Source organism: Phytopseudomonas punonensis, assembly GCF_900142655.1.
Lineage (GTDB): Bacteria > Pseudomonadota > Gammaproteobacteria > Pseudomonadales > Pseudomonadaceae > Aquipseudomonas > Aquipseudomonas punonensis.
Genome location: NZ_FRBQ01000003.1, coordinates 476,449 through 492,222 on the forward strand (window position 1 = coordinate 476,449; position 15,774 = coordinate 492,222).

Genomic DNA, 15,774 nt, shown 5'->3' on the forward strand with positions numbered 1-15,774 from the left:
CCAGGAGGGCATGAAGTACCTCCTCAATTCCGGCTGGATGCTGGCCGAGAAGTTCTTGATGCTGGCCATCGGCCTGGCGACCACCGTAGTACTGGCGCGCTATCTGGGCCCCGAGGACTTCGGTTACCTCAACTACGCGCTGGCGTTGCTGGGCTTGCTCAGCATCGTCGTGCACCTGGGGCTCACTGGCCTGGTGGTCAAGGAGCTACGCAGCAACCCGGACAACGAGGACCAGATTCTCTCCACGGTGTTCATGATCAAAGTGGGCTGCTCGGTGATCGCCTTCGTGATCATGATGGGCACCTACCTGTTCGGCAACGACCAGAATTTTCTGGTGCTGCTGTTCACCGCCTTGGCGCTGTTCTTCACCCCGTTCGAGATGCTCATCGACTGGTTCCAGGCGCGGGTACAAGCCAAGTATGCGGCGGTGGCCGGCTTCGTCGGTCAGCTCGGTGGCAATGGTCTGAAGATGATTCTGGCCGTCGCAGGCGCCGGCCTGGTGTACATCGCCCTTGCCCACGTGGTGGTGGTGATGATCACCTCGGTGATCCTTGTCTGCTACGCGGTGATGCTCAAGCGCGATTTCCGCTTCGATTTTTCCTGGCCGCTGGGCAAGCAACTGCTCAAGAAAAGCTTCCTGATCTTTTTGGGCTCGCTGTCGGCGGTGATCTACCTGAAGGTCGACCAGATCATGTTGCAGTACATGCTCGGCGAATACGCCGTGGGTGTGTATTCGGCGGCCTCGCGCCTGTCCGAGGCCTGGTACCTGATCCCGACCATTCTCATGGCTTCGGTCTTTCCTAAGATGATCGATCTGCACAAGAGCGACACCGCCGGCTACAACCGCTTCATGCAGGTGGCGCTGGACGTGCTGTTCTTCATGGCCTTCGCGCTGGCCGTGGTGGTGTTCTTCCTCTCCGACTGGATCGTCAATCTGTTGTACGGTCAGCAGTACGCCGATGCCGGGCCGGTGCTGGCTGTACATATCTTCGCCGCTACCTTCGTGTTCATGCGCGCGCTGTTCAGCAAGTGGATCATCATCGAAGAAGCCTTCATCTTTTCCCTGGTCACCCAGGGTCTCGGCGCGCTCAGCAACATCGTGCTCAATTACTTCTTGATCAGAAGCCACGGTGTGGTCGGCTCCGCGTGGGCGACGCTGATTTCCTATTCCATCGCCGGTTACGTGAGCTTGCTGCTGTCACGCAAGACGCGGCCGCTGTTCATCATGATGACCAAGAGTATTTTCCTGCACGTGTTCATTAGCGTGCCCCAGTTGATTCGTGAATTCAGGAGAACGTGATATGTACGTCGAGATTCGCAAAGCCGGTTTCGTCAACAAGGGGGCTGCACTGATGCTGCACGCTGCCCTGCAGCAAGTGCGCAAGAACCTGCCCGCTGCCAAGGTAGTGATGGAGCCAGGCCGGGCCAATAGCCCTTATCCTTATTTCAACCGTGCGTCTCTGGGGCTGTATCAGAAGGCCTGGCTGTGGCGCAAAGGCATCCCCTTCGGTGACCTGGCAGGGCTGGTGCCGGCCGGTATCCGCGAGCAGTACGGCATCGTGCTCGACAAGGACATCAATGTGGTGCTGGACGCTGCCGGTTTCGCCTACAGCGACCAGTGGGGGCCGGACCTCTCCGAAGAGCTGGCGCGCTCCAGCAAACGCTGGAAGAAGCAGGGCTCCAAGGTCATTCTGCTGCCGCAGGCGTTCGGGCCGTTCCGCGACCCGCGTAGCCGTGAAGCGGTGAAGGCCTTCGTCGACAACTGCGACCTGATCTTTGCCCGCGAGCAGATCTCCTACGACTACCTCACCGAGATCGTTGGTGAGCGCGACAACATTAAGATCGCGCCGGACTTCACCAACCTGATCTCAGGCCCGGTGCCGGACTATTTCGACCCCGAGGTGCATCAGATCTGCCTGGTGCCCAACTGCCGCATGCTGGACAAAACCAATGACAGCATCGCCAAGGGCTATGCGCCGTTCCTGGAACGCGCTGCCAAGGCACTTGTAGAACGTGGCGCCAAGCCGTTTCTACTGATCCATGAAGGCGAGGGCGATGCGCGCCTGGCCGAGCAGGTTTCCAAAGCGGTAGGCGGCCTGCCGATCTTGCGTGAAACCGATCCTCTGGCCATCAAGGGCATCCTCGGCGCTTGCCGCGGTACCCTGGGTAGCCGCTTCCACGGCCTGGTCAGCGCGCTGTCTCAGGGCGTGCCGTCGCTCGCCACCGGCTGGAGCCACAAGTACCAGATGCTGTTCGCCGACTACGGTTTCTCCGAAGGCGTGCTGGACATCAACCTGAGCGACGAAGAGCTGAACCGTGCTCTCGACAACCTCACTGATCCGGTGCAGATGCAGGCGCTGTCTGATCGCCTGAACGCCCATTCTGCGGAGCTCAAGGGCCGTACCCAGGCCATGTGGAACGAAGTGTTCGCGCTGATCGAGCAGGGCCGCAGCGTACGCAGCGAGAAGCCGGTTGCGGTGGCAGCAGGGCGTTAAACGGATAAGGGCGATGCAGCATCCGCTGCGTCGCCTTTTCCAGCGTGCCAGATAAAGGCTCCTCGTTCTGTAGGGGAACGCCTGGTTGATGCAGGACTGGCAAGTTTGTATGCATATTAAATACTGGCTTCGCACTATCCATTACCGCGTTTACTGAACCTTTGTGTTGCGCCCCTTACGGGCGCCACACCTTTCTTGCTTGCCCAAGAAAGGTGTGCCAAAGAAGGGCACCCCGACATCCGGGTTTCGCTTCGCTCAACTTCCCTCGCTCCGGCGCCGCTCCGGGGGCCGGCTTAATGGGCCATCCCTGGCCCATTAAGCCTCTCGCCGCATCCATGCGGCTCGTTCCCCTACGCAACACCTCCACTCGGCCTCCTGAAGGGGACTTGGGCGTCGTCTGTGAGATCGCGCCTTAAGGGCAAAAGCCAAACGCAACCGACTTTGATCTTGCGCAGATGTCGCAAGCTCGCGACATGGTCCCCTTCAGGAGGCCGAGTGGAATCACGACGTAAGGGGTTGAGCGACATGGATGTCGCGAGAGCCGTGATGGGCCAGGGATGGCCCTTCGCGGCGTGCCCCTGGAGTGGTGATGGAGCGAGGGAACCCCGGCGCAGCCGGGGCCGTATGTAGGGGTGTGTTTCTTTGCTCACTTTCTTTGCACAAGCAAAGAAAGTGAGGCGCCCGTAAGGGGCGAAACCCATCCGGCCAGGCGGCGGGATAACGGAAAGTGCCAAGCCATCGGAAACGACCACGTACTTGCCAGTCCAGTGCCAAGGGTAACTTTCCTGAGATTCCGCGTAGCACAAAAAACGCCCGGACGATTACTCGTCCGGGCGTTTTAGTTCTGCAGTCGTCGACCTCAGGATTTACGGTCGTAAGCGCCTTGCTCTCTGATAGCCACCTGGCTGTCGCGGCCATTGCGCACGATGTAGTAGAAGAACTGCGGAATGCCAATGACATAGCGGGCGAACAGCCGGCGCGGCTCCATCAGCAGGCGGTAGGCCCACTCCATGCCGATCTTGCGAAACGCTGCAGGGGCGCGGTTGAAACGCTGGGCTGCAAAATCCAGAATCGCGCCGCCGCAGACCATCAGGGCAGGGCGCTTGAGCTGGCGCTGCAGCTTGACCGCCACTTCTTCCTGACGTGGCATACCCATGCCCATCACGATCAGCGGAATCTTGCCAGGCTCAAGGTGCTCCTCGACGAACTCGAGATAGCGCTCAGTCGGCTGGAAACCGTCGATGGCGTGGAAGTCGCGGTCACCAAACAGCGCGTTGGCGCCTTCTTCGGTCCACGGTTCGCAGGTGCCCATGGCGAACAACTGATAACGCTCGCTTTGCTCGCTTTGCAGGGCGTGATCGATAAGGGCCGGAATGAAGTCGGTGCCGTTGAGGTTGGCGCCGGGCTCCAAGCCGTTGAGCGAGCAGGCCAGTTTGATACCGATACCGTCACGCAGCAGGTAGTTGACCTGCAGGAAGTGGCGACGGGCGCGCTTGTCCTGCTGGATCAGGTTGTAACCATGCTGGTTGAGAAAACCAACGATGGTGGGTTTCTCGGGGGTTGTCAGCTCGTCGAGCAGCGGTGTCACATCATCTTCTTCCAGCAACTTCAGTTTGTGAATAACTGGGTCGTACAGGAGTTGAGAAGTTTTCACGGGCGAGCCTCGTTTTCGGAAAGTAAAAAAGTTATCCGGAGTCTGTTCACATGGGCTTCGCGCTTTGCTTGTTCTTGTAAAAATCCATTTAGCGGCGAAATGAAAGGCGCTCCTTGCCTCATCGGTCGTGAACTGGCGATACCAGTGGAGGGGTGGCGAACCACCCGGCGGCGGGGCCCAGCAGGGCCCCGGTGAGCGTGGCCAGCACCGGTCTCGGATAGCAACGGCGCTGGCCTGGTATCAGGCAGCGGAAACCTTGAGTTCCTTGACGCGACCATAGTTGTCGGAGAAGCGGATGATGTCGTCTTCGCCCAGATAAGTACCGGACTGCACTTCGATCAGTTCCAGCGGGATCATGCCCGGGTTTTCCAATGCATGAATCTGGCCAATCGGGATGTAGGTCGACTGGTTTTCGGTGACCATGTAGGTCTCGTCGCCATTGGTCACCTGAGCCGTGCCGCTGACCACGATCCAGTGCTCGGCACGGTGGTGGTGCATTTGCACCGACAGCTTGGCACCCGGCTTCACGGTGATGCGCTTGACCTGATAACGCGCACCATTGTCGATGGAGTCGTACATACCCCACGGACGATAAACCTCGCGGTTGTTGAGGTATTCGCCACGCTCTTCCTGCTTGAGCTTCTCGACGATGCGCTTGACCTCCTGGGCCTTGTCCTTGTGCGCGACCATGATGGTGTCTTTGGTCTCGACGATGATCAGGTCTTCGACGCCCACGGTGGTCACCAGGCGGTAGTCGGCGTGCACGTAGTTGTTGCGGCTGTCGTGGCTGAGCACATCGCCTTTGTGCACGTTGCCGTCGGCGTCTTTGTCGCTGACGTCCCACAGGGCAGACCAGGAACCGATATCGCTCCAGCCGGCGTCGAGGGGAACCATCACTGCGTCTTCGGTTTTTTCCATCACGGCATAGTCGATGGAGTCTTCGGGGCAGGCGGCGAATTGCTCTTTGCCGATGCGCACGAAGTGCATGTCTTCTTCGCTCTGCGCAGTGGCGCGGCGGCAGGCTTCGAGAATCTCCGGCTGCCAGCGTTGCAGTTCTTCCAGGTAACGGCTGGCGCGGAACATGAACATGCCGCTATTCCAGAAGTGTTCACCGGAGGCCAGGTAGCGCTCAGCGGTTTCGCTGTCGGGTTTTTCGACGAACTGCTGCACGCGGAAGCCGCCTTCACCAGCCGCTTCACCTTTCTGCAGGTAACCGTAACCGGTTTCGGCGTGGGTCGGCACGATGCCAAAGGTCACCAGCTTGCCGGCCTGGGCGAAGGGCAGTGCGGTTTCGACGGCGCGGTGGAACGCGTCGACGTCCTTGATCAGGTGGTCGGCAGCGAGAATCAGCAGCACCGGGTCGTGCTCTTTTTCCAGTGCCTTGATTGCAGCCAGAGCAACGGCTGGCGCGGTGTTACGGCCAACCGGCTCGAGCAGAATGCTGGCGTTGTCGATACCCAAGGTTCGCAGCTGCTCGGCGGCGAGGAAACGGTGCTCCTCGTTGCAGATCAGGTACGGCTGGCTGACCTTGAGGCCGTCTAGGCGGCGAATGGTCGCCTGCAACATGGACAGCGAGTCATCAGCAATGGGCAGGAACTGCTTGGGGTTGAGTTGACGCGAGAGCGGCCACAGGCGCGAGCCATTACCGCCGGAAAGAATGACAGGAATCATCGTGGAGCTCCTCCCATGAAGAGTGATTGCCGAAGTTTGAATTCCCTGAGCAGGATCGGCAGGATCAGGAACGCGTCACGCGCGTAACGGCCTACCAGTCGGCGAGGTTCGGTATAAGCACGGTGTAGCCATTCCAGCGAGTAGCGTTGCATCCACATCGGGGCGCGCTGCAGCTTGCCGGACAGAAAATTGATCGAAGCGCCGACGCACAGGCCAATGCCGACTGCCTGATCGGTTTCAAAGATCTTGTGCGCGAGGATTTCCTGGCGCGGGCAACCCACCGACAACACCACCAGATTGGATGGGTGGTCGACGACGAACGACAGGCAAGCCTGCACCGCTTCGTCACTGTCGATGAAGCCCATCGGCGGATTGTGGTGATGGAAGGTGACGTGCGCGAAGCGCTCGCGCAGACGCGCGATGTCATCGTCTTCGCAGCCGATGATGGTAACGTTCCAGGCGCGCTCGTCAGCGATATTCATCAGGTCGGCGGTCAGGGTGCTGCCTGGGATGGCATCCTCGACCGGCACCTTGAGCATGCGCAGCAGGGGCAACAACACGCGGCTGTCGCAGATGCGGTGGCGGGCCACGGCATAAGCGCGCTTGAGGTCGCGGTCGGTTTCCAGCTGCACCACATGGTTGACGTTGGGCGTCACGATATAGCTGTACTTGTCGGTGCTGTGCTCAACCAAGTCCTCGATCAGGCGATCCTTGGTGCCAGCGTAGAACTCGATGTCAAAGGCCTTCATCAACACCTCTTCGTGCTTCTTGCGCGTATCACGGACGGGCAACGACTCTTGTTGCTCGCGATTCATTTGCCCAAAGCCGCTTTCAGCAATTTGCTGTGGGTATGCACGTAGTGCAGGACATACAAAGAGATACTGTGCAACGGCGATAGTTTCATGACCTCCCGACGAATGCGCATGTCTTCCTTCAGCGCGTCGAAGCGGCGGCTGGTGGAAACCCCGGTGGTGTCGAAAATGCACAGCGGCGAATCGATCTTCAGCACGTCGCGTTTGTGATCCTGGCCCTGGAGGAATTCAACGATCATGCAGTAGTCCGCCGAGAGCTTGAAATCGTCCCGGAAGCGCACGTGGCGCAGGCGCTCGTTCTCGAAATACATGGCCTGGTGGCTCGATGGCATGCCCAGCACCAGGTGCTCGATCTTCTTCGCTTTGGCCGGCGTCAGACGCCCGGTGGCATCCTGCAGGTGATAGTCGCCGTACACGTAGCGCGGCTTGGCGGGCGCTCGTTCAATAGCATCGGCAACCTTCTGCAACACGTTTTCGTCGTAGAAGAAGTCGCCGCTGTTCAGAAACAGGGTGTAACCCTCGGTCGCCGATCCCTTGATCAGGCCCTTGTTCATGGCGTCGTAGAGGCCCTTGTCGCGCTCTGAAGTGATCTCGGCGTAGGGCTCGTCGATTGTCGCCAGCCACTCGGCGCCGCCATCGGTGGAGGCACCGTCGACGACGATCCAGCGGAAGTTGCGGTAGGTCTGGGCAGCCACACTCTCGTAGGTCTGCTTGAGCCCCGCCAGGTTATTCCAGTTGATGGTTACGATACTGAATTGGGTCATGGCGTGTGCCTCTGATCTCACGAGTCGGGGATTCTTGCGCGGCATAGGCGCGGGAGAAGTACAGGAAACAGGCGGCACCGATGCCCAGAACATCGCCGCCATACATCATCGAGTTGGACAGGAACATGTTGAGCATCTGGAACCAGAAGATCAGCTGGAAGGCGCTGAGCAGCGGGCCCTTATCGGGGCATCGCTTCATGACGCGCAGGTAGCCGAAGTAGAAGATCAGCGCGATCAGCGGGGTGAGGAAACCGTAGCGGTAGTACACGCCGACGATGCCCACGTCCGACAGGTAGAAATGCTCGTTGTAGAGCGCTCCAAAGCCGCCTTTCCACTGCAGCGACAGCGAGCCCATGCCGATGTACATGTTGTCCGCCACCGCGCCGAGAATGATCGCCGTGGTGTTGTCACGCACGCCTGGGCCCGTGGTGGCTTCGTCCAGCAGTGCCTGGAACTTGTCGAACTGCTCGTAGTAGAACTCGGGGAATATGGCGAACGAGGCCACCAGGATGGTCGCGGCCAACAGGCCCAGTTTGAGCAGCGAGTCGAGACGGTCGCGGAAGATCCACAGACCAGCCAAGCACCAGATGATCATGGTCTGGCGAGTCTGCAGTACCAGCCACAGGTACGAGGCGAAGAACAGTAGGGTGAAGACCTTCGGCAGCGAGATGCGATCCTTCATGCTGTACATCAGCATGAACGCGCAGATCGTCACGTAGCTCGAGCCGATGCGGTAGCGATCAGGGCGCAGCAGCGCACTGCCGGCGTCCTTGGCGTCCATGGTAAAGGACACACCGCTGTTTTCCGGGATGATCTTGAAGAAGTAGCAGTAGCCGACGAAGGCGCAGGCCAGGCCCGAGTACAGGAAGAAGGTCTCCAGGTGCTTCTGGGTCGGCGATGTCTTGATCATCAGGTACAGCGCGGGGAAGAACACCAGGTAGGCGAAGCTACGACGCTCTTCGAGCAGGCCATAAATGAACGGTTGGTCGAAGTTGAGCTCCGCCATGATCGCCGAGACGACCGGCAACACCAGCCCCATGAAGATGATCCACAGGCTGGTCTTGGACTGGTAGATGCGCTTCCAGACCAGGAACAGCGCCGCCGAGCAACCCAGGATGCCGAGCAGCCACAGCTCGCGCAGGTAGGGGATGCCAGCCTTCTTGTCGTCGGTCAGAAAGAAACAGGCCGAGTTCAGGACAAACAAGATCAGCAGCAGATTGCGGTATGCCAGGAGTTGCTTGAACAAGCTCGCCTTCCCATATCGAAATTGTCGTGGTTCGCAAGCGGCGCCGCGTAGGCGTGGCTTGCGAGGTATCTAGTACAGCGCCTGCAAGTAATCGCGGGTGTTGCTGTGGATGCGCGGTTCATCGCGCATCTCATCGATCGGCCACCAGCGGTAGCGACCGTGCTGCACGCTCGGTGGCTGCAGTTCTTGGGCTGCATCCAGCTCCAGCGCGTAGGCAATGACCACGTAGTGGGTATCCGGCGCGGCGCCGAATACGCTGTCGTCATAGAAGTGCTCGTACACGCCGAGCAGCTTGCCTTGATCGCGGCTGAACGCCTGGCCCAGTTCTTCCCGGGTCAGGCGCGCAAATGCAGCGTCCAGCGTTTCGTTCTTCAGGATGCGCCCGCCTGGGGCGAACCAGCTGCCTTGGGCGGGGCGGTTGAGCCGCTCGCCCAGCAGCAGCTCGCCCGCCGCGTTACGCACCAGCAGATCGATAGACACCAGCGGCGTGCTGGCGACCACGGTCTCGAAGGTTTCGGCTGGCAGGAACATCAGCTGCGTACATCGTCGATGTGCTCGACGAACCAGCGATAGGCGTCGCGCAGGCCGGTTTCCAGATCGATGCTCGCCGTCCAGCCAAGCTTGGCCAGGCGCGATACGTCCATCAGCTTGCGCGGCGTGCCGTCAGGCTTGCTGCTGTCGAAGGTCAAGCGACCCTGGAACTCGGTGACCCGCGCGATGGTTTCGGCCAGCTCGCGAATGGTGCAGTCCTGGCCGGTACCGACGTTGATGTGCGAGAGCATTGGCTGGGTGTGCGCCCCATAGGTCGCCTCATCCAGATTCATCACGTGGACGCTGGCCGCAGCCATGTCGTCGACGTGCAGGAACTCGCGCATCGGCGTACCGCTGCCCCAGATCACCACTTCATCGTCGCCACGCAGGGTCGCTTCATGGAAGCGGCGCAGCAGGGCAGGGATAACGTGGCTGTTTTCCGGGTGGTAGTTGTCGTGCGGGCCGTACAGATTGGTCGGCATCACGCTGCGGTAGTCGCGACCATGCTGGCGGTTGTAGCTTTCGCACAGCTTGATCCCGGCGATCTTGGCGACCGCGTACGGCTCGTTGGTCGGCTCCAGCACACCGGTCAGCAGCGCTTCTTCACGCATCGGCTGCTCGGCATGTTTCGGATAGATGCACGAGCTGCCCAGCGACAGCAGCTTCTGCACGCCAGCCTCGTGGGCCGCGTTGATGACGTTGGCTTCGATCATCAGGTTCTGATAAATGAAGTCGGCCGGGTACTGGTTGTTGGCGTGGATGCCGCCGACCTTCGCCGCGGCCAGGTAAACCTGGTCGATGCGCTGCTCGGCGAAGAAACGCTTCACGCTCGCCGCATCAACCAGGTCGACGCTTTCGCGAGGCGCCGTGATGATGCTCTGGTAGCCCAGGCTCTGCAGGTGGCGCACGATCGCCGAACCGACCATCCCACGATGGCCGGCGACGAAGACGCGCTGATCAAGAAGCGCGCTCATGCTCAGTTCTCCACGGAGACCGGCAGCTCGTGGCCGTGCTCGCGCAGCAGCGCGTGGCGCTGAGCGACCTTGAGGTCTTCGCGAACCATCTCGGCGCACATTTCCTGCACGGTGATTTCCGGCGTCCAGCCCAGTTTGGTCTTGGCCTTGGTCGGGTCGCCCAGCAGGGTGTCGACTTCGGCAGGGCGGAAGTAACGCGGGTCGATACGTACGATCACGTCGCCGACTTTCAGCGCCGGAGCGTTGTCGCCTTCGATGCGCTCGACGATGCCTTGCTCGTCAACGCCGGTGCCCTCGAAGCGCAGGTGAATACCGAGCTCGGCAGCCGACCAGGTGATGAATTCACGCACCGAGTACTGCACGCCGGTGGCGATCACGAAGTCGTCCGGTTGCTCCTGTTGCAACATCATCCACTGCATGCGCACGTAGTCTTTGGCGTGGCCCCAGTCACGCAGCGAATCGATGTTACCCATGTACAGGCAAGGCTCGAGGCCCTGGGCGATGTTGGCCATGCCGCGGGTGATCTTGCGGGTCACGAAGGTTTCGCCACGGCGCGGCGACTCGTGGTTGAACAGGATGCCGTTGCACGCGTACATGCCATAGGCTTCGCGGTAGTTAACGGTGATCCAGTAGGCGTACATCTTGGCGACCGCATAAGGCGAGCGCGGGTAGAAGGGGGTGGTTTCCTTCTGCGGAATTTCCTGCACCAGGCCGTACAGCTCGGAGGTGGAGGCCTGATAGAAACGGGTTTTCTTTTCCAGGCCCAGCAGGCGGATGGCTTCAAGGATGCGCAGGGTACCCATGGCATCGACGTCAGCGGTGTATTCCGGCGCTTCGAAGCTGACCGCTACGTGGGATTGTGCACCGAGGTTGTAGACCTCGTCAGGCTGTACTTCCTGGATGATGCGGGTCAGGTTCGACGAGTCGCTCAGGTCGCCGTAGTGGAGGATGAAGTTCTGGTTGTCGACATGCGGATCCTGATAGATGTGATCCACACGCTGGGTGTTGAAGGACGACGCGCGGCGTTTGATGCCATGCACCTGGTAGCCTTTTTCCAGCAGGAATTCGGCGAGGTAGGAACCGTCCTGACCTGTGATACCGGTGATGAGTGCTTTTTTCTGTTCCATTGCAATACCTGCGATGTCCAATTGATAAGAGAGCTGTAGCTAATAAATTGCTGCGTACGGTCGGTGATCAGGCGCGCTTGAGCAGCAACTGCAGACGCTCCATGACGCCGAGAAAAATGATCCGTACCGACGGAAACTTGTAAAAGAATCGGTAGATGTCGTACTCCGCCTTTTGCTGCGACTGGCTGGCACTGGCGAGGTCGGCCGATTCGATCAGGGCTAGGCCCTCACCTTCGATGTTGTGCAGGATGCTCAGTTCCATGGGCTTCATGGAAAGGGCGAAATTGTGCAGCCCACGGGCGTTTGTACGGGTCAATTGCAGGCCTTTGCAGGTCTTGCTGCCGTACAGGTTGACGGTGAAGTCGTAGTCGGCCAGCAGCGGATTGCGGCGCTTGATGCACGCCGGCAGCAGCTCGCAATAGGCGTCGTAGACCGACAGACTGTCCTCGCGGCGAGCGAACTTGTAGTCCACCGCTTTTTGCTGAATCGGCACCTGGAAGCGCGACGAGGCGATGTTGAAGTGCTGGCCCGGGTCGCCGAAGTTGGTGGTCAGCGAGCGGAACGGGTACACGAAGTACAGATCCCGGGAAATGATGTACGCGGTGTAAAGCTTGAGCCACGAGGACTCAGGCCAGCCGCGGATATCCGCCGGAATGCCGTCGATATGGCTGATGTCGGTGCCGTTACTTTCCAGCCACTGGCGGAATCCCTGCCAGTGCCGGCGCGACCACGCCTGGCCCCAGGAAGCGGCCATCTGGATGAAGTGTACGTGCGAATCGCCATCGTCGACTGGCATGAAGGGCAGGTCGACGGTCTGGCTGAACTGCACGCTGTACAGGCTGATCCCGGCCACGCCGGCATCGTCGGCATAGGCCTGCAGCGCCTTGCTGGTGTAGTCGTAGAAGAATGGCGAAACGAACAGATCGTCTTCGAGGATGATCACGTCGCCGTATTGCTCGGTCAGGTCACCGCAGCTCAATACGTGCTGGCGCAGGCCGAGGCGCTGAGGGTGAGCGATGATGCGCTTCTCGCCGTGGGGCCAGTCGAAAGCTTCGGCGACTTTGCGCGGCTCCGGGTTGCCGGAGTTGTCGAGGCTGATCACCAGGCGCACGTTACCTTCGGGGTACTGCGCCGCGATCAACGAACCCAGCAAACGGCTGAGGCTCTTGGGGCGGTTGTAGCCGATGACGACGATAGTCGGTAATTGTTCGGTCATAGGATCGAAACCGGTCTCTTGAAAAAGGTGGAGCCGATCACCGCATGCAGGTCTCGCATGCCACTCGCCAGACAGCAGACACCGCTTCGCACACCTGATTGGGCACCGCGGCGGGTGCTGACAGGTGGCGGGCAGTGAGAGGCAAGGTGTGAAACAGCGTGGCCCGGCGCAGAGCGGGTCTCTGCGCGTTGCGTCTGCATGCGCGTAGAACGCGCACGCAGAGCTGGATGGGCCAAATGTGTGTGAATGATGACGTCCATGTCAGCGGCGGCTCAGCCGTTCACTAATTTGCGGCCGATGCCGTAATAGTCGAAGCCTTCGCGTTCGACCTGGCTGAGGTCGTACTGATTGCGACCGTCGATGATCACTGGCTGCTTGAGCAGCTTCTTCAGGGCCTTGAAGTCCGGACGACGGAACGGTTTCCACTCTGTAACCAGTACCAGCGCGTCGGCATCAATGGCGGCTTCGTACTGACCGTCGACGATCTGCAGGCGACCTTCGCTGAACCAGTGCTCGGGGAACTCGGGCACCGCTGTTTCACGGGCGACCGGGTCGAAGGCTTTCACTTTGGCGCCAGCGTTGATCAGGCTATTGATCAGCACCACGCTCGGCGCTTCGCGCATGTCGTCAGTACCGGGTTTGAACGCCAGGCCCCAGACGGCGAAGGTACGGCCCTTGAGGTCGCCTTCGAAGTGCGCTGCGAGTTTGTTGAACAGCGATTGCTTCTGCTGCTCGTTACGCGCTTCGACCGCTTGCAGCAGCTTGGGCTCGAAATCGTTCTGGTGGGCGATGCTGATCAGCGCCTTGACGTCTTTCGGGAAGCACGAACCACCGTAGCCGCAGCCGGCGTAGATGAAGTGGTAGCCGATACGCTGGTCGGAGCCGATGCCCAGACGGACGTTTTCGATATCCACATCCAGACGGTCGCAAAGGCTGGCGATTTCGTTCATGAACGAGATCTTCGTGGCCAGCATGGCGTTGGCAGCGTACTTGGTCATCTCCGCATCGCGCACGCCCATGAATTTGATGCGCGGGTTATTGCGGATGAATGGCGCGTACAGCTCGCTCATCGCTTTGCGGGCGCGCTCGCTGTCGGTACCGATGATGATGCGATCCGGGTGCATGAAGTCGTCGACAGCTGCGCCTTCCTTGAGAAATTCCGGGTTGGAGACCACGTCGAAGCTGATGTCCTTGCCGCGCAGCTCGAGCTGCTCGAGGATCTCGGCGCGCACCAGGTCAGCGGTGCCGACCGGCACGGTGGATTTGTTGATCACGGTGGTATGGCGGGTCATCAGGCTGCCGACTTGGCGAGCGACTTCCAGCACGTAGCGCAGGTCTGCCGAGCCGTCTTCGCCGGGCGGGGTGCCAACGGCGATGAAGATGATGTCCGACTGTTCCATTGCTTCTGGCAGCTGGGTGGTGAACAGCAGGCGACCGGCCTCGAAGTTCTCTTCAACCACAGTTTCCAGACCCGGTTCGTAAATCGGCAGGATGCCTTTCTTGAGGTTCTCGATCTTTTTCGGATCGACATCCACGCAGACAACCGTGTTGCCCATCTCGGCGATACAAGCGCCGGTGACGAGGCCGACGTAGCCGGTTCCAACGACAGTGATATTCATGGATAAACTTTCCTTGAGTGAGCGTTAATCGTTACGTGCGCCAAGTGGGGCGCGTTCAATAAATGTCGCGAGAGAACAGGGTGAAAGGCGTCTTCACCAGGATCTTGATGTCCAGCCACAACGACCAGTTGTTGATGTAGGCCAGGTCCTTCTCCACGCGCTGCTGCATTTTTTCCAGGGTTTCGGTTTCACCACGGTGACCGGTTACCTGGGCCAGGCCGGTGATACCCGGCTTGAGGCGGTGACGTGCCATGTAGGCAAGAATCTTGTCGCTGTAGTAGTTGTTGTGGGCCACGGCGTGCGGGCGCGGGCCAACGAGGGACATCTCGCCGCGCAGCACGTTGACCAGCTGCGGCAGCTCGTCGATCGAAGTACGACGCAGGAAGCGGCCAACTGGGGTGATGCGTGGGTCTTCGCGGGTCGCCTGCTTGACCTTCTGGTCGTCATGCATGCGCATCGAGCGGAATTTCCACACCAGGATCACGCCGCCGTTCCAGCCATGGCGCGGCTGCAGGAAGAACACCGGGCCTGGCGAGGAGAGCTTCACGGCTATCGCCGCAACCAGGAACACCGGGCTCAGTGCGACCAGGGCCAGGAAGGCGATGGTGCGGTCCATCAGCTCCTTGCTGAATACCGCCGCCGGGTGCGAGCTGATCGGGCTTTCGTTGAGGTATATGGCCGGCAGCTGCTCGATCTGCGAGATCGACTGGTTGAGCAGCGGCATGCTGCCGAAATCCGGTACCCAGACCACGTCGACGCTCATGTCCAGCAGGTCGATGTACAGCTTCTCGATGTGCGAGATCTCGTCCAGGGTCAGGGCGATGTACACGCGACGCACGCCGTGCTGCTCGGTGATTTCACGCAGCTCCTGCAGCTTGCCGAGAATCGGGAAGCGGCCGTCCTGCGTTTGCGCATCGTCGCTGGAAGCGATCAGGCCAACCAGCGGCACACGGTTCGAGGCGCTCAGGCGCTCGGCCAGCTCGTGGGCTTTCTCACCGGAACCGATGATCAGCGACACGCGCTCGTTGCGCAGCTTCTCCGAATGCAGGCGAGCGAAGTAGCGCAGAGGGATGAAGGCTATGGCCTGGGCCAGGAAGCCCAGCAGCGCCCATTCACGCATGATCTCGAAGGAGAAACGATCCAGGCTCTGGCTGAAGTAGGCGATGAACAACAAGCCCGCAAGAAGTGTCAGCCAGCCGGCCAGCAGATGGGCCAGACCGGTCAGATAGCCAAGGCGCTTGTGGTACACGCGCAGCAGGCCATAAGCAGGCACCGAACCCAGAACCGTGAGGACGATCAGCAGGCGGTACTCGGTAGGTACATCACCGTAGCGCTGTACGACCAGGTAGCAGAGCAACATGCTGACCAGGGTAATGGCGCAGGTCCATTGGCCCCAGAACGTTAGCCCCCGGCGGTTCTCAGCAGGATTTATCCGTTTGGAAATCATTTGCGGCGATCCTCGTGCAAATCTTCGATGAAGTAAGTGGCCTCCGGAGAACGCACGAGAGGCGACATGTCCTTGGCTAAATCTACGGCGGGCGTGCCCAGGGTCGTGCAGCGCATCAGCGCCTGCTGAAAGGGTTGCGCCCTGAAACTGAACTCTCGACGCATGGTTTTCCAACCTCCAACAAATACGAATCCTGCGGCCTGAACCGACAGGCACGC

General features: G+C 60.1%; 14 protein-coding genes. 2 read left to right on the plus strand and 12 right to left on the minus strand.

Annotation, left to right across the window (positions count from 1 at the left end):
- The first annotated feature begins 10 nt into the window (after positions 1–10).
- Positions 11–1,300, plus strand: a complete 1,290-nt coding sequence (locus BUC40_RS12200) for a flippase (RefSeq protein WP_167369154.1) — start codon at positions 11–13, stop codon at positions 1,298–1,300.
- A 1-nt stretch (position 1,301) separates the two neighbouring features.
- The gene (locus tag BUC40_RS12205) at positions 1,302–2,495 is read left to right on the plus strand and encodes a polysaccharide pyruvyl transferase family protein (protein ID WP_073265965.1); all 1,194 of its coding nucleotides are present in this window, start codon (positions 1,302–1,304) and stop codon (positions 2,493–2,495) included.
- A gap of 859 nt (positions 2,496–3,354) precedes the next feature.
- On the opposite strand, the gene BUC40_RS12215 is transcribed toward BUC40_RS12205, so the two are convergent.
- The 12 genes from BUC40_RS12215 to BUC40_RS22895 all read right to left on the minus strand — a co-directional run bounded on the left by BUC40_RS12215 (position 3,355) and on the right by BUC40_RS22895 (position 15,720).
- Positions 3,355–4,149: a WecB/TagA/CpsF family glycosyltransferase gene (locus BUC40_RS12215; RefSeq protein WP_073265967.1), complete on the minus strand. Its 795-nt coding sequence runs from the start codon at positions 4,147–4,149 to the stop codon at positions 3,355–3,357.
- A gap of 240 nt (positions 4,150–4,389) precedes the next feature.
- A complete protein-coding gene (locus BUC40_RS12220; protein WP_073265969.1) occupies positions 4,390–5,820 on the minus strand; it encodes a mannose-1-phosphate guanylyltransferase/mannose-6-phosphate isomerase in 1,431 nt (476 codons plus the stop codon).
- Positions 5,817–6,569 carry a WecB/TagA/CpsF family glycosyltransferase gene (locus BUC40_RS12225; RefSeq protein ID WP_073266256.1) on the minus strand — a complete coding sequence of 251 codons (753 nt, stop codon included), beginning with the start codon at positions 6,567–6,569 and terminating at the stop codon, positions 5,817–5,819. The genes BUC40_RS12220 and BUC40_RS12225 overlap by 4 nt, the downstream gene beginning before the upstream one ends.
- Before the next feature lie 62 nt (positions 6,570–6,631).
- Entirely contained in the window at positions 6,632–7,396 is a 765-nt protein-coding gene (locus BUC40_RS12230; protein ID WP_073265971.1) for a glycosyltransferase, read from the minus strand.
- Entirely contained in the window at positions 7,359–8,642 is a 1,284-nt protein-coding gene (locus BUC40_RS12235; protein ID WP_073265973.1) for a hypothetical protein, read from the minus strand. Before BUC40_RS12235 ends, BUC40_RS12230 begins: the two co-directional genes overlap by 38 nt.
- A gap of 69 nt (positions 8,643–8,711) precedes the next feature.
- The gene (locus tag BUC40_RS12240; RefSeq protein ID WP_073265975.1) at positions 8,712–9,173 is read right to left on the minus strand and encodes a GDP-mannose mannosyl hydrolase; all 462 of its coding nucleotides are present in this window, start codon (positions 9,171–9,173) and stop codon (positions 8,712–8,714) included.
- Complete coding sequence (gene fcl / locus BUC40_RS12245) at positions 9,173–10,147, minus strand: GDP-L-fucose synthase (protein ID WP_073265977.1); 975 nt, start codon at positions 10,145–10,147, stop codon at positions 9,173–9,175. The genes BUC40_RS12240 and fcl overlap by 1 nt, the downstream gene beginning before the upstream one ends.
- A 2-nt stretch (positions 10,148–10,149) precedes the next feature.
- On the minus strand, positions 10,150–11,274 hold the full coding sequence (gene gmd, locus BUC40_RS12250; RefSeq protein ID WP_073265979.1) for a GDP-mannose 4,6-dehydratase: 1,125 nt from the start codon (positions 11,272–11,274) through the stop codon (positions 10,150–10,152).
- Between the two features lie 67 nt (positions 11,275–11,341).
- The gene (locus BUC40_RS12255; RefSeq protein ID WP_073265981.1) at positions 11,342–12,490 is read right to left on the minus strand and encodes a glycosyl transferase family 2; all 1,149 of its coding nucleotides are present in this window, start codon (positions 12,488–12,490) and stop codon (positions 11,342–11,344) included.
- A gap of 272 nt (positions 12,491–12,762) precedes the next feature.
- Positions 12,763–14,109, minus strand: a complete 1,347-nt coding sequence (locus BUC40_RS12260) for a UDP-glucose dehydrogenase family protein (RefSeq protein WP_073265983.1) — start codon at positions 14,107–14,109, stop codon at positions 12,763–12,765.
- A gap of 55 nt (positions 14,110–14,164) precedes the next feature.
- Positions 14,165–15,556, minus strand: a complete 1,392-nt coding sequence (locus tag BUC40_RS12265) for an undecaprenyl-phosphate glucose phosphotransferase (RefSeq protein WP_073265985.1) — start codon at positions 15,554–15,556, stop codon at positions 14,165–14,167.
- The gene (locus BUC40_RS22895) at positions 15,553–15,720 is read right to left on the minus strand and encodes a hypothetical protein (protein WP_167369155.1); all 168 of its coding nucleotides are present in this window, start codon (positions 15,718–15,720) and stop codon (positions 15,553–15,555) included. The genes BUC40_RS12265 and BUC40_RS22895 overlap by 4 nt, the downstream gene beginning before the upstream one ends.
- Positions 15,721–15,774: the final 54 nt, after the last annotated feature.